We start from the raw sequence: 22,609 nt of genomic DNA on the forward strand, positions 1-22,609 counted from the left end.
GACAGCGAGAACAAGGGTGTCTTTATTGAGTACACCTGTGTACATACGCTGACTATAGTCCTAGGCTTCAGACCATGCGTCGCCGGACACGCCGTTCTCGCCCGCCTGACGCAGCCAGACTCGTCGCTGTCGCAAACAGCATGCTCTTGGCGTCATCACACGATTTACCTCACATCAGCCCCACCATCCCCCGCCTTTCAGGAGACCGCCGATGCCAGAGTCCCCATGCGTCCCCCCGGCAAGTGACGGCGCCCAGGCTGCCGGGCGCGGCAAGGCCGAGGACTGGCTGGAAGCCGCCTATCAGCAGCTGTTGCTGGGCGGCGTGGATTCGGTGCGCGTCCTGACATTGGCCAAGATATTGGGTCTCTCACGCACCAGCTTCTACTGGAGCTTCAGGGACCGCGACGCCCTGCTCACCGCGCTGCTCGCGCGCTGGGATGCTCACAATACCGCCGGCCTGATCGGTCGCTGCGAGCAATATGCCGCCACGGTGGTGGAAGCCATGCTCAATGTCTTCGACTGCTGGCTGGATGCGTCACTGTTCGATTCACGCTTCGAGCTGGCGATCCGCAACTGGGCCTCTCAGAACGCGGAGGTCGCCGCTGCCGTCGCCCGCGCCGATCAGGCACGCATTCAAGCGCTGACCAGCATGCTGATGCGCTACGGCCAGCCCGAGCAACTCGCCAACGTGCGGGCACGCACCACCTACCTGACCCAGATCGGCTATCTGTCGATGCGCACTCAGGAAAGCGTCAGCGAGCGCATCAGCCGCGTCGCCGAGTATGTCGAGGTCTTCGTCGGCGAGCGCTGCGAGCCTCAGGAGCTGGCACGCTTCGCGGCGCGACACCCGGCCTGAAAGGACAAAGCCCTTACCGACGGCAGTCAGCAAGGGCTTGGCAGAAACATCAACGGCTAGCTGTCACGTTCACTGGCGCTCGATCAAGACCTGATCACAGGGTCGCGCGGCTCAGAAGGCTTCCCACTCCTCCTCTTCGCGACGCCGGGATCCGCGCGAGGCGCTTGCCGGCGGCGTGAAGGCAGACTGCTCGCCATCCGCCATCGGCTGAGTGTTCATGTGCGACATGGACTGATGCGACACGGACTGGCGTGGCATGGCGTGTGTTGTCATGGTCTGTCCAACCGTCACCTTGAAGCCGGCCATCAGCTGCTCCAGTGCCTGGGCCTGGGCACTCATGCTGCGCGCCGCGCCACTGACCTGATTGACCAGGGTGGTGTTCTGCTGCGTCATCGCATCCAGCTCGCTGACCGCGGTATTCACCTGGCCGACGCCGGCACTCTGCTCACGCGCGCCGGCGCTGATCTCGGCGATCATGTCGTTGACGCGCTCGACGCTAGAGAGAATTTCGGCCATCGCCTGACTGGCGTCCTTCACCTGCGCCACGCCTTGCTGAGTGTGCGAGATCGACTCGTCGATCAGGCCGCGAATCTCGCGGGATGCATCACTGGAGCGCGTCGCCAGGGTGCGCACTTCCTGCGCAACCACCGCAAAGCCACGCCCATGTTCACCGGCCCGCGCCGCTTCCACCGAGGCATTGAGCGCCAGGATGTTGGTCTGGAAGGCGATGCCGTCGATCAGACTGATGATCTCGTTGATGCGCTCGGCGGAGCGATTGATGTCTTCCATGCTCGCCTGCGCCTTGCGCATGTCGTCATTGCCGCGGCGTGCCTGCTCGGAGGTCGAATTGACCAGCTGGCTGGCCTGCTGGGCGGAATCGGCACTGTGCTGCACGGTGGTGGTGATCTCCTCCATCGAGGCCGAGGTTTCCTGCAGACTGGAAGCGGACTGCTCGGTGCGCGCCGAAAGCTCCTCGTTGCCCTGGGCAATCTCGCCGGCGGCCTGATTGACGGCGCCCGTGGTGCCCCGCACCTGACCGACCACTCTGCTCAAGTCCTCGCCGACGCTGTTCATGGCCGCGGTCAGCTTGCCGATCTCATCCTGACGCTGACTGGTGATGCGCTGGGACAGATCGCCTCGCGCCAGCGCCTGAGCCAGTGACACCAGCGCATCCAGCGGACGACTGATCAGACGACGCTCGAGGAAGTAGAGGATGCCGGCCACAGCCAGCGCCAACAGCAGTGCCAGCCCGAAGACCTGATTGCGGGCCTGCGTGATGCCCGCCGTCACTGCCTGCTTGTCGATCGTGGTCGCCACCACCCAGTCCCAGGCGGGATAGTGCTGGAAGCTGGTGATACGGTCACTGTCTTCACCCGCCAGGCGGTAATCGATCTGACCGCTGTCGGCGGCGAAGAGCGGCGCGAAGGCCGGCTCGCCCTGCGCATTCTTGAAGTCCATCAGCGAGCGGCCCTGCCACTGACCCGTCGTCAGCACCTTGCCCTGCTGGCCCGGCGCCGTGCTCGCCACCAGACTGAAGTCCTTCTCATGCAACTGGATATTGGTGATGGTGGCATACAGCTCATCGATCTGCTCGCCGACATCCACCCCGATGAACGAGGCCCCGATGAGGTTGTCATTGAAGTCGGTGATCGGGCGATAGCGCGTCATGTAGTGACGGCCTGCCAGATAGAGCATGCCGGTATAGGGCTGGCCGGCATTCAGCGCATCCTTGACCCCACCACTCAGCGTCAGCCCGAGCAGGCTTGAGCCATCATCGGTCTTGAGAGTGGTGGCAATGCGCACAAAATCCTCACCATCGCGCACGAAGAAGCTGACCGGCGCACCGGTGCGATTTGCGAAATCGGCCAGATAACCGGATTGATTGTTGAGCATGAAGCCGGCATTGAGCAGCGCCGGCGCATCGCGCTCGCCGATCGGCAGACGTCGGTCCTCGATCAGCGTGAAGTTGTCAGGAATGGTCGCCAGGAAGGCATTGAGCATGCGCGTCACGCTGGATTGCATGGTGGTGTCGAACAGTTCGATGGTGTTGGTGATCTGTTGCTGCTGCTGAGCGAGAGCGCGTTCGGTGCCCTCTTCTACCTGCATCTTGCTAGCCGTCGAGAACACCAGGCCCAGCGCCGTGAAGGCCGCCATCATCAACAGCAATACCAGCAAGGCGAGCTTGCTGCCGACACTGGCGCGGGCCAGACGCTTTTTTATTGTCATCACTACGCGATACCCCGATCCATGAGAGAAGTATCACGTCTATCGGCCACCGGACTCAGAACTGTAGCGTTGCTGGTGACGAGTGGATTCTAAAAGTGGCCCTGACGCGAGTGGGTTCTGACCAGCGGCGCCCTTGGAGCGTCGCTGGTCAGTACGCCCCCATTCATGACTCTCTCGGCCATTGCCCCTCAGCGTGTCGCCTGCCACCAGTCATCCAGCAGCTGGCGTTCGGCATCAGTCATCTGGGTCATGTTGGCCAGCGGCATGCTCTTGTCGACCACCGTGCGCTGGTGGATACGCATGGCCTGGCGCTGGATGTCATCCCAGCCATTGAAGGCCACGCCGGCTGCCGGAGCCGTCAAGCCGATCAAGTTCGGCGTATCACTGTGACAGCCGGCGCAGCGTTGCTCGACGATATGTCTGACCTTGTCTCGCAAGGCCTGATTCTCCCCCGGAGCCTCATTGTCAGCGCCGCTGCTGGCCGCAACGGATGCTGAAGGCGCGCTTGTCTCGACAGTCGAAGTCGCCGTCTGTGAGCGCGGCGCGCAGAGCAGGATCACGCCGATCAGCGCCAACACTGCCCCCGCGGGCACCCACAGGCGCTTGACGCCCTTGTGGTGATCCACCGTGGCGATGCGGATCAGACCGCCCGTCACCAGCAACAGCAGAATGACGCCGAGGCGATAGTCATTGGCATACAGCAGCGGATAGTGGTTGCTGATCATCATCAGCACCGCAGGCAGCGTGATGAAGGTGTTGTGCACCGAACGCTGCTTTGCGCGCTGGCCGTGGATCGGGTCCGGCGTTTCCCCACGCTGGGCAGCAGCCAGCAGGGCCTTCTGACCCGGGATGATCACATTGAAGACGTTGCCCGCCATGATGCTGCCCATCAGCGCGCCCATCAGCAGGAAGGCGGCACGCCCCGAGAACAGTTCGGTCGCCACCCACGCCGCCAGCGTCAGCCACACACCGACCGCGACGAACAGCGCCCCGGCATGGCGCTTGAAGGGGCTGCGACACAGCGCCTCGTAGCCCAGCCAGCCGCCGACGAGCACGCCCAGAGCGCTGCACACGGCCAGAGTGCCGCTCATCTCGAACACGCGCGGGTCGATCAGGTAGGCGTGAGGCTGCAGCAGGTAGATCAGCGTGAAAAGTCCCATCCCGGACAACCAGGTGACATAGGCCTCCCACTTGAACCAGTGGATCTCGCTGGGCAGCGTTTCGCTGACCCCATCGTGGCGAAACAGATGATAGAGACCGCCACCATGCACCGCCCAAAGCTCGCCGCCGGGGCGGCCATCCACCGCATGAGTGGCCGGCTTTCGCCGATTGTCGAGCCAGATGAAGAAGAACGATGCGCCGATCCAGGCGATCCCCGCCATGACATGCAGCCAGCGGGTCAGCAGCATCGCCCAATCGAGAAGATATGCGCTCATGCCGGCTCCTTAGCTGCCGCGGTAGACACTGTAGGCCCACGGAGTGACCAGCAGCGGAATGTGATAATGGCCACTGGCCTCGAGGGTGAACTCGACCGGCACGCGGCCGAGCATGCCCTTGCCCACCGCGCGGCTGGCAAAGTAATCCCCGACCTGAAACGTCAGACGATAGACGCCGGAGAGATCAGCGGAAGCCTCGGTTTCCTCAAGCAGCGGCGCATCGAGACGCCCATCGGCATTGGTCGTGGCCTGCGCGATCTCGTGAAAGTGACCCTGCGCATCCTGGCGCTCCAGGGTGATATGCACACCGCTGGCAGCGATGCCTTCGGCCTGATTGAGCACATGCGTCGTCAGTCTGGGCATGGCGATTTCCTGTTCTTGTGTGAATGTGGCGGGTACGACTCGAATCTGGGCAGATGGAAGCTGTACGAATGAAGACTGTGTTCTGTTTTCTGGCCAGGCCTGCTCTGGCCTGCCGTCAGCGGTTGGTGGTATTGCACCCGATGAGTGCATTGCTGCATTCTGACCGATCGGTCAAGGTGCAGGCCGTATCGCCCCAGGACAGACGCCGCTCGGCGCCGTCAGGCAGGTCAGTGGCGATACAGCCTTGTCGTCAACCGCTGGCATGGCGATGCAGCGCGTGACACAGCGTTGGTCAGACGCGTTGCCAGCGACGGCATGCGCCTTGCAAGCTGATGATTCCGTGAGCTTTTCAAACCTATCCCCTCTCTGGAGCAAGGCGCATGCCAATCGAGACCCCGATGCACTATCTGGTGATGCTGGACACGCTCAACGCCCTGCCACCCGAGGCGCTGGCACGACGCTTGAGTGGTCTCTATGAGCACTCGGACTGGGTGGTGGAACGCGCCGCGGCAGAGCGCCCGTTCGCGAGCATGGAAGTCCTGCTGACGGCGTGTGCCAATGCGGTACGCCAGGCCAGTGATGCCGAGCGCCACCAATTGATTCTGGCCCATCCTGAGTTGGCTGCCGGCAAGCTGGAGAGCCTGACGCCCGCCTCGCAGGGCGAGCAGCGTGGCGCAGGGCTCGATCAGCTCGATGACGCCACCCGTGAACGCTTCCTGACGGCCAATGCCGACTACCAGGCCCGCCACGGCATTCCGTTCATCATCTGCGTCAAGGGCCACAGCGCCACCAGCATTCTCGAGGAACTGGAGCGCCGTCTGCCGCAATCCACCGAGGCGGAGTACCAGGAGGCATTGGCCCAGATAAATGCGATCGCCGCAGTGCGCCTGCCGGGGCTGCTCGAGGCCAGTTAGACACGAGCGCCCCTGCGGCCGCCGAGGCGTGCTGTCTTACGCGTGCTGTCCTACACGTACCTGACGGCCACGGCCTCGATACTGGCGATCAGGGCCGCCAGGGCCTTGGCGACATCGTCTTCGGTCACCGCCTCCAGCGGGTGGTGGCTGATACCGCGCTCACAGCGCAGGAACAGCATGCCCACCGGACACAGATGACTGACCGCCATGGCGTCATGCCCGGCACCACTCGGCAGCCGGAATGGCGCCTGACCAGTGGCGGCGATACCGGCATCGATGGCCTGCATCAATCCCTCGTCACAGGCCACGGCATCGGCCGCATGCGTCTGCTCGCAGTGGAAGGTGAGGCCCCGTCGCGCTGCGATTCGATGTGCCTCATTCAAGAGTTCATCCAGCGCACGATCCCGCTGCGCATCGTCCAGCGCGCGGATATCCAGACTCAGTGCCGCACCCCCGGGGATGACATTCACCGCCCCGGGACGCAGCTCGCAACAGCCCACGGTCGCGACCAGCGAGTGGTCCGCCATGTCAGCGCGCTTGCCCGCCTGGACATCACGCGCCAGCGATTCCACCGCCAGTGTCCACTCCGCCGCCGCACACAGCGCATCCTGACGCAGTGCCATCGGGGTGGTGCCGGCATGTCCCGCCTGGCCGACGAAGTTGACCGCGAAGCGTCGTGCGCCGGCGATACCGGTCACGGTACCCAGCGCCAGATTCTCGGCTTCCAGCACCGGGCCCTGCTCGATGTGTACTTCCAGATAGCCCAGCGGCGGATTCGCCTGCAGGCTGGCCCTGGCGGCCGTCTGCCCGGAAAGCCCGAAGCGTTCGAGTGCATCCCCCAAGGAGATGCCGTCCTCATCCTTCACCCGCTCCCAGTCCGACTGCCAGCGTCCGGCGATGGCATGGCTGCCGAGCAGGGTCGCACCGAAGCGGGTGCCCTCTTCATCGCCGAAACCGACCACTTCCAGCGCGAAGGGCAAGCTTTGCTCGCCGGCATCGGCGCGCTGCCTGAAATGCGTCAAGGCGGCCACCCCGAGCAGAACACCAAGAATGCCGTCATAACGGCCGGCGTCCGGCACACTGTCCAGATGCGAGCCGATCACCAGTCGCGGCACGCCGGCTTCGCTGTCAGCGGCAGCGGTGAGAGCGGGTGGACACCAGCGGCCCCAGAGATTGCCGGCGCCATCCTGCCAGCTGCGCAGACCGGCAGCCTTGAGCCAGCCAGCCGTGGTGGCGTTGGCGGCGGCGTGTTCCGGCGTCAGATAGCGTCGGTCGATCCCGCTGTCGCTGCGTGAGATCGCCGCCAGGGTGTCGCAGGCGGCCAGCACATCGGCGGCCGTTTCCAGCGGCGCGGTGGCGTCCGGGGGTATGGATCCGGCATCGCTCATGACTGGCCTCCCGTGCTGGGATCGGCGTGGCCATTGGCCGCCTGATCCTGATGCTCCTGATAGAAGTCCAGCGCGGCACCGACGCCACCGCCGGCCACAGTCTTGACGCCACCCCGGCGCAGGGTCTGCTCCAGCGCCGCCAGCGTGGTCAGCACGGTATCGCGACGCGCGTTGTAGCCCATCACGCCGAGACGCCAGACCTTGCCATGCAGCGGACCGAAGCTGGTGCCGATCTCGATGCCGAAGTCCTCCAGCATGCTGCGGCGCAGGCCATCACCATCCAGGCCGTCGGGAATCATCACCGCGCTGACGTTGTTCATGCGGTGGGCCTGGTCGCCGAACAGCGCAAGCCCCAACCCCTTCAAGCCTTCGACCATCGCCTGGCCATGCAGTGCATGGCGCGCGATGGCGTTGTCCATGCCCTCATTGACCAGCAGGCGCGCACACTCACGTGCGCCATACAGCATGCTGGTGGCTTCGGTGTGGTGATTGAGGCGCAGCTCTCCCCAGTAATCGAGCACCATGGAGAGATCGAAATAGTTGGAGCGGATGCGCGCGCCCGGCTCCGCCAGACGATCACTGCCGCTGCTGATGCCCGCCTCGACATGCCGCCGGGCATGCACCACCTCCACCGCACGCGGCGATAGCGTCAACGGCGAGCTGCCTGACGGCCCCGCCAGACACTTCTGCAAGCCTGCGGTGACGGCGTCCAGCCCCCACTCATCGGTCTTGAGCGGATTGCCCGCCAATGACGCCGTGGCATCGCTGTAGAACAGCACGCCTTCGCGGCGACAGATGGCGCCGATGTCTTCCAGCGGCTGGCACATGGTGGTCGAGGTATCGCCCTGCACCAGCGCCAGCACACTGGGCTTGACCTCGCGAATGGCGGCTTCGATCTGCTCCGGTCGGAACACCTGGCCCCACTCGCATTCCAGCGTATGCACCTCGGCACCACAGCGCTCGGCGATCTCGCGCAGCAGATGACCGAAGCGGCCGAAGATCGGCACCAGCACACGCTCCCCCGGCTGGATCAACGAGACCAGCACCGCCTCGATACCGGCACGCGAGGTGCCATCGATCAACAGGGTGGCATCATTGGTGGTCTCGAAGACGCCGCGATAGAGCTGCATCGTCTCGTTCATGTAGTGCGTCATCGCCGGGTCGTACTGGCCGATCAAGGGAGCGGAAAGCGCTCGCAATACACGCGGGTCCGCATTGATCGGACCGGGGCCCATCAGCAGGCGCTGGGGAGGATGAATCTGGTCAAAGGTCGGGCTCACGGTCGCTCCTCGTGCAGCAGGGCATGGAATGCGGGAAGACTCGCCAACTCGCCGAGCCTCATGCCCAGACTACTGCAACAAGTGCGCCATAATTCCAGAAATGAAACAAATGTTGAATTGCTGGTGTATTCGACGGGCGCCGCCCCCCTGTCATGGCGTGGGCATCGAGTGGCAAAAGGCTCTCTGATAACCGAGTGACAGAAAGGTAGCCCGTAAAAGACAGCATGCCCGCAAGATAACGCTATAATCTTGCTAACCACACTGACCGGTGTCGCTCTGACAGTGCATGCCTTGCCTGCCAGGCACCATGACGGGGCATGAATGAGCTGAATCGACGCTTTCATTACCTCTTTCATGCGCCGGCGCTCACTGCCCGAGGCTGAACTCGCCACATGAGTCTGTTATACAAGGAGGCATCGGATGAGTGTGGGTTGCCTCATCCGACCTGATCATCGCTGCCGGAGAGCCACATGACGCTGGAACAACGCCTGGAACGAGCAACGGAACTGGCCAGACAGGCTGGTGAACGCATGGTGCAAGCGCGCGAGGAACAGGGTTTCGCGCACCATTACAAGAAAGGCGATGAGCTGGTCACCGACATCGACGTGGCGATCGATACCTTCCTGGCGGAAGCGCTTGAAGCCGAATTTCCCGAGGATGCGCGCCTTACCGAAGAGCTGTCGCCTGAGCGGGATGTGATCGGTACCAAGGGCGGCCTGTGGGTGATCGACCCCATCGACGGTACCGTCAATTTTGCCCATGGCCTGCGCCATGTCGCCGTGTCCATCGCCTGGTGCGAGCGCGGCAAGATCCAGATGGGGGTCGTGCATGCACCCTTCCTCGGTGAGACCTTCACCGCCATCCGCGGCAAGGGAGCCTGGCTCAACGGCGAGAGCATCTCGGTCAGCGAGACCGATGAGATGAGTCGCGCGCTGGTCGCGACCGGCTTCCCCTACAACCGTGACAGCCGTCCGCCGCTGCTCAAGCGCCTTTCGGCCATGCTGCTGGTCTGTCAGGATGTGCGCCGCAACGGCAGTGCCGCGCTGGATCTCTGTGATGTGGCGTGCGGCCGTCTGGACGCCTATTACGAAAGCGTCTCCCCCTGGGACTTTGCGGCAGGCCTTCTGATCGCGCGTGAAGCCGGCGCACGCACGGGGCACCTGTATCGCTGCCCGGACGGCATTCCCGATGAGCTTTATGGCGAGAATATCGTGGTGGCCTCACCGGCCTTGCATGCCCCGCTCAAGCGCCTGCTGGAAGAGGCCGATGCCAGTTCAGGGCTGCCGGGGCTGTAGTGAAGAACTCAAATACAGGACTGTAGTGACGCGGCTGTGATGACCTGACTTTCATGACCTGACTTTCATGACCTGACTGCCGCTGCAATACGCAAGAGCCCCGCCAATTGGCGGGGCTCTGAGTTTCTGGCTGGCACTCGGCCTCAATCGCCCAGGTTACCGCCCTTCTTCTTGCCCTTGGCAGCCGACTTGCTGGTCGCCTTGCTGCTGTCTTTGCTGGCATCTTTGCTGGCAGAGTCCTTGCTCGCCGGCTTCTTGTCAGCACTGGGCGCTTTCTTGCTTGAAGCTGCCTTGCCGGCAGGCTTGGCCGCGGGTTTGCTTGAAGCTTCCTTGCTGGCGGGCTTGGCCACGGACTTGCTGGCCGCCTCCCCTTTGGCGCTGGCCTTGCCGGTAGCAGCACCTTGAGGCGCGGTGACGGTTGATTCAGCCTCAGCGGCCTTGGCGGCGGCTGGCGCTGACGCCACCGTCGGCTCCTTGAGCAGGCTCAGCCGTTGGCCGATTTCCTGCCACAGGCTGCGATAGCTGACCGCCGGTGAGCTGTTGCGCGAGAAAGTCCCGATGGGCTTGCGCTCGATCCCCATGCGCTCGACCACGCTGGAATACGGGATAAAGCCACTGAGCTGCAGCGGATAATCCTGCTTGAGCGATTCCATCACATCCTTGTGCAATGTCTTGCGGCGATCCACCAGAGTGAAGAACGGCCAGACGGGCACATCGAGATCGATCTCGGCCAGATAGGCGTTCAATTGCTCCAGGGTACGCAGCGACAGAACCGTGGGAATGATCGGCACCAGCAGGGTATCGGCAGAGGCGAAGACCTGCTCGGAAAGACTGGAAATGCTCGGCGGGCAATCGAGGATGACGAGGTCGTAGTCATCGCGTACCGGCTTGAGGACCTTGCGCAGTCGGGTGCGCTTCTCTTCCTCGAGAATGTGGTCGAGATTGCGGTAGGAGAATTCCGCCGGCAGGACATCCAGGTTCTGATAATCAGTGGAACGGATCACGCGGGACATGTCCTGCTTGCCGCTGATCAGCTTCTCGACCCCACCCTTGAGCTTGGGCTTGGTACGCACGTAGAAGGTCGCAGCGGCCTGCGGATCAAGATCCCACAGCAACACACGCAGGCCACTGTTGGCGGCACAATGCGCCAGATTGATGGCAGAAGCAGTCTTGCCCACGCCCCCTTTGATGCTGTACACCGCAGCGATTTTCATGGCTCCCTCCCGTCATTCCAGTTTGTGCAACGTTAGCACAATCCGGCGCCATGTCCCTGACTGACAACGGCGAAACGGGAGAAAATGATATGACAGTTTTATGTCAGACAGGCTCTCGCTCATCGACCAAGCCGCGTTTGAGCAACTGGTTCGTGAGGCGATTGAGCAACAATCCGTACATCGGCAGGAACAGCAATATCGAGATGGCCAGCTTGATCGCGTAATCCACCCAGGCGATCTCGACCCAGTGAGCCGCCATGAAAGCATCGGGCCCATTGCGGAACGCCACCGAGAAGAAGGCAAAGGTGTCAGCGAGATTGCCGAACAATGTCGACGCCAACGGCGCGATCCACCAGTGGGCATTGCGACGCAGACGATCGAACACCTGGATGTCGAGCAACTGACCGATCACGTAGGCAATGAAGCTTGCCAGCGCGATACGGGCCACGAACAGATTGAAGTCAGCCAGTGCCTCTACCCCGGCAAAGCTGCCCGCCTGAAACATCACCGACACCATGTAGCTGACCAACAGCGCCGGCAGCATGACCAGCGCAATGATGCGCCGCGCCTGATACTTGCCGAACAGACGCACGGTCAGATCCGTTGCCAGGAAGATGAACGGGAAACTGAAGGCGCCCCAGGTGGTATGGAAGCCGAACAGGGTCATCGGCAACTGCACCAGGTAATTGCTGGCGGTGATGATGAGGATGTGAAACAGGGCCAGGGCGACGAGTGCGCGCTGCGTCTGGGCAGACGAGAGGAGTAGCATTGCAGGTCCTTTTTGGATCAAAGCCGTCGTCCAGGGGTGAGGGAACCCTGTCACGAGCGTGTTGAGGTTTGCGTCGTCGATTCTGACATCAGCTGCCATGGCCTGACATCGGCCTTGACGCCTTGTCGCAGCGATTGAGCGTTGCAGGCATGCGTCAGCCGACATGCTTCACTGACAACCGCCGCGAGGCTTGCATATCGCCAGAACGCAAAATGGCCGCGCATCGTATCACGATGCGCGGCCATTGACAGGTACCTGCGGGGAAAATCTGGCCAGATGGTCAGGCCGTCAGTCTCCCCCGGCGCCCCTTACGTTGCAAAGACAGCGATGCAATGAAATCCATGCAATGAAAGCGAGTGTCAGAGTCACTTCTTCCAGATGCTGGCATCGACCTTGCCCTTCAGCTCCGGGAACTGCTCCGGATCAAAGGTCGGCTCCTTGCCGGCCTTATGCTGACGGTCGTAATCCTTGAAGATACGGAAGGCCAACGGCGACAGCAGCAGGATGGCGATCAGGTTGATCAAGGCCATCGCGCCCATCGACAGATCAGCGAAGTTCCAGATGTTCTTCAGGCTGGCGACAGCACCGAGCATGACCATGCCGAGCACGGCGAAGCGATAGACCATGATGACGGCCTTGGCGTTCTTCTTGCCGGCGATGTACTCGATATTGGACTCGCCATAGGAGTAGTTCGCCACCAGAGAGGTGAAGGCGAACAGCAGAATGGCGATCGCCACGAAGCCGCCACCCCAGCTACCGACCTGTGAGGACAGCGCCGCCTGGGTGATCTGAATGCCGTCATTGCCGCCATCGTTGCCCAGGGTGCCGCTCATGATGATGATGGCCGCGGTCGCGGTGCAGATGACCAGGGTGTCGATGAACACGCCCAGCATCTGGACGAAGCCCTGGGAAGCCGGGTGCTTGGTGGTCGCCATCGCGGCGGCGTTCGGGGCGGAACCCATACCCGCTTCGTTGGAGAACAGACCCCGCTTGATGCCGTTCATCATCGCCTGGGCGATGGTGTAGCCCAGCGCGCCACCTGCAGCCTGTTCAAGGCCGAAGGCACTGCGGAAGATGGTCCCCAGCGCCGCCGGCAGCTCGGTGATGTTGATAGCCACGACGAAGATGGCCAGCAGCAGATAGAGCAGCGCCATGATCGGCACGATCAGCTCGGCGGTACGCGTGATGCGCTTCATGCCACCGAAGATGATCGGCACCATGACCACGACCAGCACCACGCCCATGATCCACGGCGGCACGCTGAAGGCCTGCTCCATGGCCAGTGCGATGGAGTTGGACTGCACGGAGTTGAAGGCCAGACCGAAGGCGATGATCAGACACACGGAGAACAGGATCGCCATCCAGCGCTGACCGAGGCCCTTCTCGATGTAATAGGCCGGGCCACCGCGGAAGGTGTTGTCATCGTGGGGGACCTTGTAGGCCTGCGCCAGGGTGGACTCGATGAAGCTGGTGGACATGCCGACCAGCGCCGTCATCCACATCCAGAAGATGGCGCCCGGGCCACCCAGGGAAATCGCCACGGCGACACCGGCGAGGTTACCGGTACCGACGCGCGCCGCCAGAGAGGTGGCCAGTGCCTGGAAGGAAGAGATGCCGCCTTCGCTGCCCTGACGAGATGTGGCCAGCAGCTTCCACATGTGTCCGAAATAGCGGAACTGGATACCCTTGGTCATGACCGTGAAGAAGAGACCCGCTCCGATGAGCAGGTAAATCAATACACTGCCCCACAGCAGGCCATTGCCTGCATCGATCAACGCCAGAATCGGCGCTGGAATGATGGACGTTGTTTCCGACATGTCGGTCTCGCTTTGGCGGGTTTTTGGTCTTGTCGACGCTGCCAGGGCAACGGAAAGCCCATGACTTTCCTGCGACTGACAGCGAGCAACCACTACGATGGGGTTGCTCGACATGCTTTGGTGAGCGCCATTCTTCATATCCCACGGGGATAAGCAAGAAGAGCCCACTGTAAAGCGGTCTTCTACGCCCGAATTCTAGGGGAAAAATAGCGTAATGGCGGTGTTTTTCACTGAAACCTAGACTTTAGATGAACACGGTAATGTTTCACGTCTTGTTTGGCTCGGGCATAATGCGCCCCCTTCCGGAAGTCGCCGCCTGCCAGTGGCGGCCCAGGACTTGTCGGGCGCAGGCTCGCGACTCATCGATTGCCGTTGCGCAACGGCGATCCCGCGAGTGTGCGCTGCGATCAGGCGGTGCAACTCCCTGACACCCACGCACCATAACCGCCATAACGGCACCCGGTAGCGCGCTTTGTCCCGGCGCCTGCCTTTGATTACAGGTGATACATGGAACTGACCAGCTACGCGGCGTCCCCGCTTTCGCTGCTCGCCCCGATCATAGCCATCGGTCTCGCAATACTGACACGTCGTGTCATGCTCTCCCTCGGGCTGGGTATCGTGTCAGGCGCCCTGCTGCTGAATGATTTCTCGCCGCTCGTCACGCTGCACTATCTCTGGCAGCAGCTGGTTGCCGTCTTCATCGAGATGCCGGACAGCGGTCAGCTTGCCGAGGCCAGCCTCAACAGCTGGAACGTCTATATCCTGCTGTTCCTGCTGGCACTGGGTGCCATGGTCGGCGTGATCACGCTGGCAGGCGGCACCCGTGCCTTCGGCAACTGGGCGCGGGCGCGAGTCACGACCCGCCGTGGCTCGCAGCTGATGACCGTGCTGCTGGGGGTATTCATCTTCATCGATGATTATTTCAATAGCCTGGCCGTGGGCAACATCTGTCGCCCGCTGACCGATCGTCAGGGGCTGTCGCGCGCGCGCCTGGCCTATCTGATCGACTCCACCGCCGCGCCCGTCTGCGTGCTGACGCCGATCTCCAGCTGGGGTGCCTACATCATCAGCCTGATCGCCGGTATCCTGGCGACCCACCACATCACGGATGTCAGCCCGTTCGGTGCCTTCCTCGAGCTGTCCGCCCTCAACTACTACGCGATTGCGGCGCTGGTGCTGGTGATCGCCTCGGCGTGGTTCGACATCAACTTCGGTGCCATGCGCCGTCATGCCATCGCGGCGCGCGACGGTGAGCTTTTCGATGCCAAGCGCGGCAATCCGCCGGGCAACACCCACGTGGAAGAGTCCGAGCGTGGCCGCCCCATGGACCTGCTGATCCCGATCATCGTGCTGGTCATCGCGACCTTCTTCATGATCGTGCAGACCGGCGCCAGCGCACTGGCCGCCGAGGGCGAGGCCTTCGGTCTGATTCGCGCCTTCGAGCTGACGAATGTCGCCAAGTCACTGATCATCGGCGGCGCCATCGGCCTGCTGGCCGCGGTAGTGATGCTGCTGCGTCATCGCATGGGCGCTGGCCGCAGCCTGAGCGCCATCGCCCAGGGCGCCAGTTCCATGCTGCCGGCCGTCTATATCCTCGTATTCGCCTGGTTGCTGACCGGCATCATCGGCTCTCTGGGGACCGGCCAGTACCTGGCCACGCTGGTCGAGGGCGTCGTGTCTCCGACCTGGCTGCCGATGCTGCTGTTCGTGCTCTCCGGCCTGATGGCCTTTGCCACCGGCACCAGCTGGGGCACCTTCGGCATCATGCTGCCCATCGCCGGTGACATGGCGGCCGCCACCGAGCTCGCCATGATGTTGCCGATGATGGGCGCGGTGCTGGCCGGTTCCGTGTTCGGGGATCACTGCTCGCCGATTTCCGACACCACCATCCTGTCCTCGACGGGTGCCAGCTGCCATCACATCGATCACGTGATGACCCAGCTGCCCTACGCCCTGCTGGGTGCCGCGATCTCGCTGATCGCCTACCTGGTGATGGGCCTGACCGATAGTACCCTGTTCGGCTGGTTGAGCCTGGCGGGTCTGCTGGTCATCAGCATTGCCTGGCTTGCACGCCGCGAGATGACCAATCCGGTCGTGGCACGCACCTGATGCAATAAATGCTGCCTTGCTGAAAAAAAGCCCCCGCCATGTCTCATGGCGGGGGCTTTTTCATTATTGGAGCAGCGCGAGCCGCGTCATGCATCCGCAATGTCACTTCTTCGACTCACGCGCTACGTGCCTCACTCGCCTGACCGACGCCGGCCTCGCTCAGCGCCTCACGTACATCTTCCAGGCTTGAGGGGTCATCTATCGTCGAGGGCACCTGGTATTGCTCGCCCGCGGCGATCTGACGGATCATCTTGCGCAGTATCTTGCCGGAGCGCGTCTTGGGCAGGCGCTCGACGATCAGCACCTCCTTGAGCGAGGCAAAGGCCCCGATTTCCTGGCGTATCCGCTGGGCAAGCTCGGCGCACAGGCTGGCTTCATCCCCCTGCCAGCCATCCTTGAGAATCACCAGCCCCAACGGCATCTCGCCCTTGAGCGAATCCTCGATGCCGATCACCGCGCATTCCGCGATCGCGGCGTGTGCACCGAGCACCTGCTCCATCTCGCCCGTCGACAGGCGATGCCCCGCCACGTTGATGACATCATCAATGCGTCCCATCACGAACAGATAGCCCTGCTCATCGAAGTAGCCGCCATCACCGGACAGGTAATAGCCGGGGTAGGCGGCAAGATAGGCAGCATGGAAGCGCCCGGGGTCCTGATAGAGTCCGGTCAGGCAGCCCGGCGGCAGCGGCTGACGCAGCACGACATTGCCCTGCTCTCCCGTGGGCACCTCATCTCCCATGCCATCGAGAATCTGCACATTGAAGCCCGGCAACGGCCAGGTGGCGCTACCGGCACGCGCCTCGACCGGCGCCTTCACCTCGCGGGTGCCTTCGGTGAACATGTCGAGGCCCAGCAGGTTGCCGGCGATGGGCCAGCCGGTTTCGGTCTGCCACCAGTGATCGACGACCGGCACCGGCAGGAGATCGGCGAGCCAGTGATAGGTCGGCGGGTCCAGTCGCTCTCCGGCCAGGAACAGACTGCGCAGGCTGGAAAGGTCGTAATTGGCCATATGACTGGCTTCCGGATCTTCCTTCTTCATGGCGCGAAATGCCGTCGGCGCAGTGAAGAAGCAGTTGATGCGGTATTCCTCGATCAAGCGCCAGAAGGCTCCGGCATCCGGGGTCTTGACCGGCTTGCCTTCATACATGACGGTACTGGCCCCCATCAGCAGCGGGCCATAGACGATATAGGAGTGGCCGACGACCCAGCCGATGTCCGAGGCCGCCATGAAGGTATCCCCGGGGCGGGTCGCATAGAGAAGCTCCATTGAGTAATGCAGCGCCACGGCGTAGCCGGCGTGATCACGCACCACCCCCTTGGGCTTGCCGGTGGTGCCGGAGGTATAGAGGACATAGAGAGGTTCGCTGCCCAGCATGCTGACCGCTTCGGTGGCCTGGGCGCTGGCCAGACATTCATGCCAGTCATGATCACGCGGCCCGAGTGTCGCCCGCTGCTGTTCACGCTGCAGGATCAGACAGGCTTGCGGGGTATGCTCGGCAAGCTCGATGGCTTCATCCAGCCAGGGCTTGTAGGGGATGATGCGATCGACTTCCACCCCGCAGGACGCCGCCATGATCACCTTGGGCGCGGCGTCATCGATGCGTACCGCCAGCTCCTTGGGGGAAAAGCCGCCGAAGACCACTGAATGCACCGCCCCGAGACGTGCACAGGCCAGCATCGCCATCATGGCCTCGGCGACCATCGGCATGTAGAGCACGACACGGTCGCCCTTCTCCACCCCGAGATTGCGCAATGCCCCCGCCAGCAGGGCCACCTCATCACGCAGCTCACGAAACGTGTACTGCCGCTTGCTCTGGGTGACCGGCGAATCCCAGTACAACGCGACCTGATCCGCGCGCCCATTGGCGACGTGATGATCCAGCGCGGCATGGCAGATGTTCATCTCGCCATCGATGAACCAGCGTGCATGCTGTTGCTCGTCCCAGGCCAGAATGGTCTGCGGCGGGCGAAACCAGGCGATGCGTTGCGCCTGCTCAGCCCAGAAGTCTTCTGGCGTCTCGTTGGCTCTTGCCGTCAGAGCTAGATAACGCTCGCGTGCACAGGAGTGATTGGCGTCGGGCATGGCGTACCTCGTGATCCACGAATGGCTTTGTGGGCATCTCTTGCCTGTTCTGGCGCAAGGCCTTGTCTCCGGGGCCCGTTGACCGGACCTCTTTTCATGTCGTCATTGATGTCGCTCGCCAACGGCGATGCGACAGACGACGATGGAGGAAGGACTGGCAGGACAGAGATGCCTGAACCGATAGTTACGTTGAAACATTAGGCCAAAAATCGCCCTTCAAACGCGCTCGGCTCACCGTTTTCAGCGTCTGATGGTCTTATACTCAATCCTTGGTCGCAGACGAGCTGACAGCGTGAAAGGCGTCATTCGCACAATAAAACATACGCTTGAACGTGGTCTCACAGCAGATGCGACAAAAAGTCAAAGCCTGAGAACGACAAAGTCGATGATTTATCGTTTAAGATTGTCTTGGACGTAGCACGCGGAGTTATTGATCATTCACTAAAACAAGGTTAGGTCATAACAACATGCCAATGGCCCATTGCGTCCCTCGGGATGCACCAAGATAGACCGACCGGGAGAGACCGCATGAACGCAACACTTTCTACAGCTGCAAGGAATAACCCCATGCCAGTGTCCAGCGATGCCATCACCCTGCACCAGGCCGGTGACCGCGTCATCGAAGAAGCCACTGCCCTGCTCAAGGCGATGGGCAACGAGAATCGTCTGCGCATCCTGTGCCTGCTCAGCGACAGCGAAATGTCGGTGAGCGAGCTCAACTCGCGCCTGGAACTGTCGCAGTCCGCGCTGTCGCAGCATCTGGCGATTCTGCGTCGTGAAGGCATGGTGCGGACGCGCCGCGCTTCGCAGACCATCTACTATTCGCTGCAAGGCCCCAACGCCGCAGGTGTCATTCGTGCCCTGCAGGACCTCTATAACTGAAAAAGGGCGCCAGCCGGTGACTGACGCCCTTTGAGGGGAATGTCGCTGAGTCACGCTGATCGTGACCCGCTAGACATCTGTATCACTCGCCGACTCCAACAAGATCGGGCAGGCCACGGAATGGCCTTCCAAGCCTCTTCTCTTCGCCCGCGACGGCAATCTGTCACTTATTGCTGATGCCAGCGCGACTCCGCATTGCGCTCCAGCACGCGGTCCAGCACACGATCCAGACTCGATGTCACGCCCTTGCCGAAACGGTCCATCACGCGGCGCGGCTTCTCGAGACTCACCTCGAAGATCTTGACCTCTTCCTTCAGATAGCGTGCCAGCAACGCCTGACTGGTACCGACCTCGTCGATCAGACCGATATCGATGGCTTCACTGCCATACCAGATATCGCCCTGGGACACTGCCTCGACGTCCAATTGCGGACGACGACTGCCGACATGCTGCTTGAACAGTTCATGGGTGCGCGCCAGGTCCGACAGGAACTTCTCACGCCCTTCTTCACTGTTCTCGCCGAGCATGGTCAAGGTGCGCTTGTAACGCCCCGCCGTCAGAATCTCGACATCCACATCATGCTTCTTGAGCAGACGGTGCACATTGGGCACCTGAGCCACGACACCGATCGAGCCGATGACCGCAAAGGGCGCTGCCACCACGTGGTCCGCCGCACAGGCCATCATGTAGCCGCCACTGGCCGCGACCTTGTCGACCGTGATCGTCAGGCGCGCGCCACTGGCACGCAGACGGTCCAGCTGTGCCGCGGCCAGGCCATAGGCATGCACCAGGCCACCACCGGACTCCAGTCGCAGCACGACCTCATCCTGCTGACCCAGCACGCCTTCCAGCGCCGTGATCTGCTCCGCCAGGCTTTCCACACCGCTGGCCTTGATGTCGCCGACGAAGTCGAGCACGAAGACCCGACGCCCACGCGTATTGGCCGGCGCATCGTCCTTGTCTGCATTGCCGCCCTTGTTGGCTTTCGCCTTGGCCTTGAGCGATTTCTTGAGCGCCTTGGCTTCCTGCTTGTGCTTCTTGGCCCGCGCCTTCTCCTTGGCGGCGTACTCGGCCTCTTCCAGGCCAGCGTGGCTCAATTCGCGTTGATAGCCCTTGATGCGCTCATGCCAGGGGCGAATCTTCAGCTTGGCCTGGCGCTCCCCCGCTTCCCCCTGTCGTGCACGTGCAATGATGAGCACGATGGCCGCGATCGCGACCACTACGGTGATCGCCTGGGCCAGAAAGAGGCCGTACTGTGAAATCCATTGCATGCACTTGCTCCTGAAACATTGAAGAAGGTGTCTGATCTCTCGCCAGCACGTGAGCGACAAACGCTCGCTCTCGAGTGCATGGCTGCCGGGCAGAAGGTCAAGACATTTGCCACACGACCAGGACCCCATAACGAAATCACCGGCTAAAGGGCCGGTGCGGGATGGTACTCGATATGGGGGCAAGCTTGCCCGCCTGCAAGGCTGGCTGGCACCTGGGCAGATTTCACACTGTTCGCATTGTCATGGGACTGGCGAGCCGCCTGTGCGGGTTCTCCAGGTGACCTGGACGCGATCTGTACGTTATCCCTGTACATTATGTTTGCACGTTACTTCTGCAGGTTCAGAGCTGAGCGCTGAAGCGCGGAACACGCCAGATCGATCACACGACTTGATTGGAACGCTCGTTTGAAATAATCTGATGTCAGTCTTGAAGGTCAGCAGCGTGATCACTTCATGGTGAGCAAGGTGATGAACGACACCCCACCCCTCGCCATGTACGTCATCTTTCCCCGTGATCATTGGCCTTTCTCCACCGCTAGCACTGACAAGGAATATCACCATGGCCGACGCCAACGCCGTCATCGACATGCTCAAGAGCCGTTTCAACCCCGAAGCCGCCAAGGGCATGGATGAGGTCTTTCAATTCAACATCACCGACAGCGATGACTACTACATGGTCGTCAAGGACGGCACTCTGGACGTCGGCGAAGGTGAGCACGATGATCCGTCCGTGACCCTGAGCACCGACAGCGACACCCTCAAGGGCGTGATGAAGGGCGAAGTCGACGGCATGCAGGCCTTCATGACAGGCCGCCTGAAAGCCACCGGCAACATCATGCTGGCCACCAAGCTGACGTCTCTGTTCCCGAACAAGTAAGCGTCTGCTTGAGCAGGTGCATCGCTGCGAACAAGCCCGATGGAAAGGTTCGCTTGATGCACCAGCCAAAGAAAACGCCCCGGCCAATGGTCGGGGCGTTTTCTTTGGGGAGAGGCCTGCAATATCAGCGGCCCGTCGCGACCGAGCGCAGGAAGTTGTCGATCAAGGCATGCGAGATCGAGAACTTCGGGGGCAGCCCCGGCAAGTCTTCCGGCGTGAACCACTGGGCATCTTCGATCTCGACACCATCGATGGTGATGTCGCCACCGGCATATTCCGCGTAGTAGCCCAGCATGAACGAGTGCGGGAACGGCCAAGACTGACTCTGGAAATAGCTGACTCGCCCGACTTCAACACCGACTTCCTCGTGCACCTCACGCCGCACGGCTTCCTCGGCACTTTCACCGGCTTCGATGAAGCCCGCCAGGGTCGAATACATGCCCGGCCCGAAGCGCGGACTGCGGGCCAGCAACATTTCGCGGCCCCGGGTGATCAGCGTGATGATGCACGGCGAGATACGCGGGTAGCTGCGATGCTGACAGCCGGTGCAGTGCATGGCGAATTCATGCTCCAGACGCTTCATGCGCTTGCCACAACGGCCACAGAATCGATGGTCTCGCAGCCATTTGAGCACCTGCAACGCACTGGAAAGCAGCGGAAACTGATCGCGGGGCAGCGTATGCAGCCACTGACGCGCGGCGGGCCAATCGGCACTGCCATTCTCACCGAACACCGCAATCGGCGCGCCCTGCCATTCCCCGAGGGCCACGGCGCCGCTGGGCCAGTCCGCGATGGGCTGGATGATGCCGCCATCCGGCGCAGGCGCCACGCCATCACGCCCCACGCGAATCAGATAACCATGGCGCTGGGTCACACGCGAGAGATCACGAATCAACATCAGGCGTCGTCTCCGCGGTTGCCTCGGCTGTCCAGGCTGGCGCCCTCAAGACTGGCACTATCAATACTGACACTATCAAGACTGCCCAAGGCATCGATCGAGAGGCGATCGAACAGGCACTCATCCGCCTTGCCGCGAATCTCTTCACACCAGGCCGAGTGACGCTCAAGTTCCAGCGCGGAAAGGCCGGGCGTGACCAGACGTGGGCGATCGGCACGCAGGCGACGAACCCCGACGATACCGCCCTCCTCGCCATCGCCTTCCTCTATCACGTCCAGGCCCAGCGCCGTCTGGCCACCGGTCATCGCCAGATAGACGTCGCCGAGAATCTCGGCATCCAGCAAGGCGCCGTGCAGCACACGATGCCCGTTGTCGATATCGTAGCGCTTGCACAGCGCATCCAGGTTGTTGCGCTGTCCGGGGTGCTTCTCTCGGGCCAGCTTCAGGGTATCGAGAATGGCGCAGTGATCGGCGACCGGGCCCAACGGGTTGGCACGCCCGGGGTTGATCAGCCCGAATTCGTGATCGATGAAGCCCACATCGAAGGGCGCATTGTGGATGACCAGCTGGGCACCCTTGATGAAGTCCCAGAAGGCATCGGCAATCTCGGCGAAGACCGGCTCGTTGGCGACTCGCTCATCGGTGATGCCGTGGACCCCGATCGCCTCTGCATCGATCAAGCGCTCAGGATTGACGTACTGATGGTAGGTGCGTCCGGTCAGGCGGCGGTTGATCATCTCCACCGCGCCGATCTCGATCAGGCGATGGCCTTCCTTCGGATCGATACCTGTCGTTTCGGTATCGAGAATAATCTGACGCATCTCAGACCTCTTGGTAAACAGTGACAGCTCCCTGACCGACATCTGCCCTCACCTTCGGGCCGCGCATCAGGGTGCCTCAATATCGGATCCTGCATGTCCGTGCTCAA

Annotated in this window: 18 protein-coding genes; 6 read left to right on the forward strand and 12 right to left on the reverse strand. The window is 62.1% G+C overall.

The features are described from left to right. Window positions 1–211 precede the first annotated feature (211 nt). Window positions 212–856, forward strand: a complete 645-nt coding sequence (locus ACJJV2_RS08915; protein WP_405280130.1) for a TetR/AcrR family transcriptional regulator — start codon at window positions 212–214, stop codon at window positions 854–856. 111 nt (window positions 857–967) lie between these two features. Here ACJJV2_RS08915 and ACJJV2_RS08920 read toward each other — a convergent pair whose 3' ends face one another. The 3 genes from ACJJV2_RS08920 to uraH all read right to left on the reverse strand — a co-directional run bounded on the left by ACJJV2_RS08920 (window position 968) and on the right by uraH (window position 4,881). Continuing rightward, entirely contained in the window at window positions 968–3,082 is a 2,115-nt protein-coding gene (locus tag ACJJV2_RS08920) for a methyl-accepting chemotaxis protein (protein WP_405280742.1), read from the reverse strand. Between the two features lie 188 nt (window positions 3,083–3,270). Beyond that, window positions 3,271–4,518, reverse strand: coding sequence for a urate hydroxylase PuuD (locus tag ACJJV2_RS08925; RefSeq protein WP_405280133.1), 1,248 nt, complete (start codon window positions 4,516–4,518; stop codon window positions 3,271–3,273). A gap of 9 nt (window positions 4,519–4,527) precedes the next feature. Beyond that, window positions 4,528–4,881, reverse strand: a complete 354-nt coding sequence (gene uraH / locus ACJJV2_RS08930) for a hydroxyisourate hydrolase (RefSeq protein ID WP_405280136.1) — start codon at window positions 4,879–4,881, stop codon at window positions 4,528–4,530. 380 nt (window positions 4,882–5,261) lie between these two features. Between uraH and uraD the strand changes: the two genes are divergently transcribed. Beyond that, window positions 5,262–5,795, forward strand: coding sequence for a 2-oxo-4-hydroxy-4-carboxy-5-ureidoimidazoline decarboxylase (gene uraD / locus ACJJV2_RS08935; protein ID WP_405280139.1), 534 nt, complete (start codon window positions 5,262–5,264; stop codon window positions 5,793–5,795). A 50-nt stretch (window positions 5,796–5,845) separates the two neighbouring features. Here the strand turns inward: uraD and ACJJV2_RS08940 are convergent, their stop codons facing one another. Both ACJJV2_RS08940 and ACJJV2_RS08945 read right to left on the reverse strand, forming a co-directional pair. Further along, a complete protein-coding gene (locus ACJJV2_RS08940) occupies window positions 5,846–7,183 on the reverse strand; it encodes an allantoate amidohydrolase (protein WP_405280142.1) in 1,338 nt (445 codons plus the stop codon). Beyond that, window positions 7,180–8,463, reverse strand: coding sequence for a pyridoxal-phosphate-dependent aminotransferase family protein (locus ACJJV2_RS08945; protein ID WP_405280145.1), 1,284 nt, complete (start codon window positions 8,461–8,463; stop codon window positions 7,180–7,182). Before ACJJV2_RS08945 ends, ACJJV2_RS08940 begins: the two co-directional genes overlap by 4 nt. Before the next feature lie 470 nt (window positions 8,464–8,933). Between ACJJV2_RS08945 and ACJJV2_RS08950 the strand changes: the two genes are divergently transcribed. Then, entirely contained in the window at window positions 8,934–9,758 is an 825-nt protein-coding gene (locus tag ACJJV2_RS08950; RefSeq protein WP_043332713.1) for an inositol monophosphatase family protein, read from the forward strand. A 143-nt stretch (window positions 9,759–9,901) separates the two neighbouring features. Here ACJJV2_RS08950 and ACJJV2_RS08955 read toward each other — a convergent pair whose 3' ends face one another. From ACJJV2_RS08955 to ACJJV2_RS08965, 3 genes are all read right to left on the reverse strand, one after another. Further along, entirely contained in the window at window positions 9,902–10,972 is a 1,071-nt protein-coding gene (locus ACJJV2_RS08955) for a ParA family protein (protein WP_405280149.1), read from the reverse strand. Between the two features lie 103 nt (window positions 10,973–11,075). Next, on the reverse strand, window positions 11,076–11,741 hold the full coding sequence (locus ACJJV2_RS08960) for a 7-cyano-7-deazaguanine/7-aminomethyl-7-deazaguanine transporter (protein ID WP_200019710.1): 666 nt from the start codon (window positions 11,739–11,741) through the stop codon (window positions 11,076–11,078). A gap of 365 nt (window positions 11,742–12,106) precedes the next feature. After that, the gene (locus ACJJV2_RS08965; RefSeq protein WP_279830388.1) at window positions 12,107–13,558 is read right to left on the reverse strand and encodes a sodium:alanine symporter family protein; all 1,452 of its coding nucleotides are present in this window, start codon (window positions 13,556–13,558) and stop codon (window positions 12,107–12,109) included. Window positions 13,559–14,065: 507 nt separating this feature from the next. Here ACJJV2_RS08965 and ACJJV2_RS08970 point away from each other — a divergent pair. Next, entirely contained in the window at window positions 14,066–15,667 is a 1,602-nt protein-coding gene (locus tag ACJJV2_RS08970) for a Na+/H+ antiporter NhaC family protein (RefSeq protein WP_405280153.1), read from the forward strand. 115 nt (window positions 15,668–15,782) lie between these two features. Here the strand turns inward: ACJJV2_RS08970 and ACJJV2_RS08975 are convergent, their stop codons facing one another. Further along, on the reverse strand, window positions 15,783–17,753 hold the full coding sequence (locus tag ACJJV2_RS08975; protein WP_405280156.1) for an acetate--CoA ligase: 1,971 nt from the start codon (window positions 17,751–17,753) through the stop codon (window positions 15,783–15,785). A gap of 567 nt (window positions 17,754–18,320) precedes the next feature. On the opposite strand from ACJJV2_RS08975, the gene ACJJV2_RS08980 reads away from it, so the two are divergent. Further along, entirely contained in the window at window positions 18,321–18,635 is a 315-nt protein-coding gene (locus ACJJV2_RS08980) for a helix-turn-helix transcriptional regulator (protein WP_054556050.1), read from the forward strand. A gap of 167 nt (window positions 18,636–18,802) precedes the next feature. On the opposite strand, the gene sohB is transcribed toward ACJJV2_RS08980, so the two are convergent. Further along, window positions 18,803–19,906 (reverse strand): protease SohB, encoded by a 1,104-nt coding sequence (gene sohB, locus ACJJV2_RS08985; RefSeq protein WP_405280160.1) that lies wholly within the window; start codon window positions 19,904–19,906, stop codon window positions 18,803–18,805. A gap of 559 nt (window positions 19,907–20,465) precedes the next feature. Between sohB and ACJJV2_RS08990 the strand changes: the two genes are divergently transcribed. Further along, entirely contained in the window at window positions 20,466–20,783 is a 318-nt protein-coding gene (locus ACJJV2_RS08990) for an SCP2 sterol-binding domain-containing protein (protein WP_043332726.1), read from the forward strand. Between the two features lie 124 nt (window positions 20,784–20,907). Here ACJJV2_RS08990 and nudC read toward each other — a convergent pair whose 3' ends face one another. Together nudC and dnaQ are read right to left on the reverse strand one after the other, a co-directional pair. Then, window positions 20,908–21,681, reverse strand: coding sequence for an NAD(+) diphosphatase (nudC, locus tag ACJJV2_RS08995; RefSeq protein ID WP_107334885.1), 774 nt, complete (start codon window positions 21,679–21,681; stop codon window positions 20,908–20,910). Further along, a complete protein-coding gene (gene dnaQ, locus ACJJV2_RS09000; protein ID WP_348471366.1) occupies window positions 21,681–22,502 on the reverse strand; it encodes a DNA polymerase III subunit epsilon in 822 nt (273 codons plus the stop codon). Before dnaQ ends, nudC begins: the two co-directional genes overlap by 1 nt. Window positions 22,503–22,609: the final 107 nt, after the last annotated feature.

It is taken from the genome of Cobetia sp. Ld8, from assembly GCF_045066615.1.
In the GTDB taxonomy this organism is placed as follows: domain Bacteria; phylum Pseudomonadota; class Gammaproteobacteria; order Pseudomonadales; family Halomonadaceae; genus Cobetia; species Cobetia amphilecti.

Coding starts and splice junctions, on each gene's coding strand:
- ACJJV2_RS08965 (WP_279830388.1), bottom strand. CDS start 13,558: ATGTCGGAAACAACGTCCATCATTCCAGCGCCGATTCTGGCGTTGATC.
- ACJJV2_RS08950 (WP_043332713.1), top strand. CDS start 8,934: ATGACGCTGGAACAACGCCTGGAACGAGCAACGGAACTGGCCAGACAG.
- ACJJV2_RS08925 (WP_405280133.1), bottom strand. CDS start 4,518: ATGAGCGCATATCTTCTCGATTGGGCGATGCTGCTGACCCGCTGGCTG.
- uraD (WP_405280139.1), top strand. CDS start 5,262: ATGCCAATCGAGACCCCGATGCACTATCTGGTGATGCTGGACACGCTC.
- ACJJV2_RS08955 (WP_405280149.1), bottom strand. CDS start 10,972: ATGAAAATCGCTGCGGTGTACAGCATCAAAGGGGGCGTGGGCAAGACT.
- ACJJV2_RS08915 (WP_405280130.1), top strand. CDS start 212: ATGCCAGAGTCCCCATGCGTCCCCCCGGCAAGTGACGGCGCCCAGGCT.
- dnaQ (WP_348471366.1), bottom strand. CDS start 22,502: ATGCGTCAGATTATTCTCGATACCGAAACGACAGGTATCGATCCGAAG.
- ACJJV2_RS08990 (WP_043332726.1), top strand. CDS start 20,466: ATGGCCGACGCCAACGCCGTCATCGACATGCTCAAGAGCCGTTTCAAC.
- nudC (WP_107334885.1), bottom strand. CDS start 21,681: ATGTTGATTCGTGATCTCTCGCGTGTGACCCAGCGCCATGGTTATCTG.
- sohB (WP_405280160.1), bottom strand. CDS start 19,906: ATGCAATGGATTTCACAGTACGGCCTCTTTCTGGCCCAGGCGATCACC.
- ACJJV2_RS08980 (WP_054556050.1), top strand. CDS start 18,321: ATGCCAGTGTCCAGCGATGCCATCACCCTGCACCAGGCCGGTGACCGC.
- ACJJV2_RS08940 (WP_405280142.1), bottom strand. CDS start 7,183: ATGAGCGATGCCGGATCCATACCCCCGGACGCCACCGCGCCGCTGGAA.
- ACJJV2_RS08975 (WP_405280156.1), bottom strand. CDS start 17,753: ATGCCCGACGCCAATCACTCCTGTGCACGCGAGCGTTATCTAGCTCTG.
- ACJJV2_RS08960 (WP_200019710.1), bottom strand. CDS start 11,741: ATGCTACTCCTCTCGTCTGCCCAGACGCAGCGCGCACTCGTCGCCCTG.
- ACJJV2_RS08920 (WP_405280742.1), bottom strand. CDS start 3,082: ATGACAATAAAAAAGCGTCTGGCCCGCGCCAGTGTCGGCAGCAAGCTC.
- uraH (WP_405280136.1), bottom strand. CDS start 4,881: ATGCCCAGACTGACGACGCATGTGCTCAATCAGGCCGAAGGCATCGCT.
- ACJJV2_RS08970 (WP_405280153.1), top strand. CDS start 14,066: ATGGAACTGACCAGCTACGCGGCGTCCCCGCTTTCGCTGCTCGCCCCG.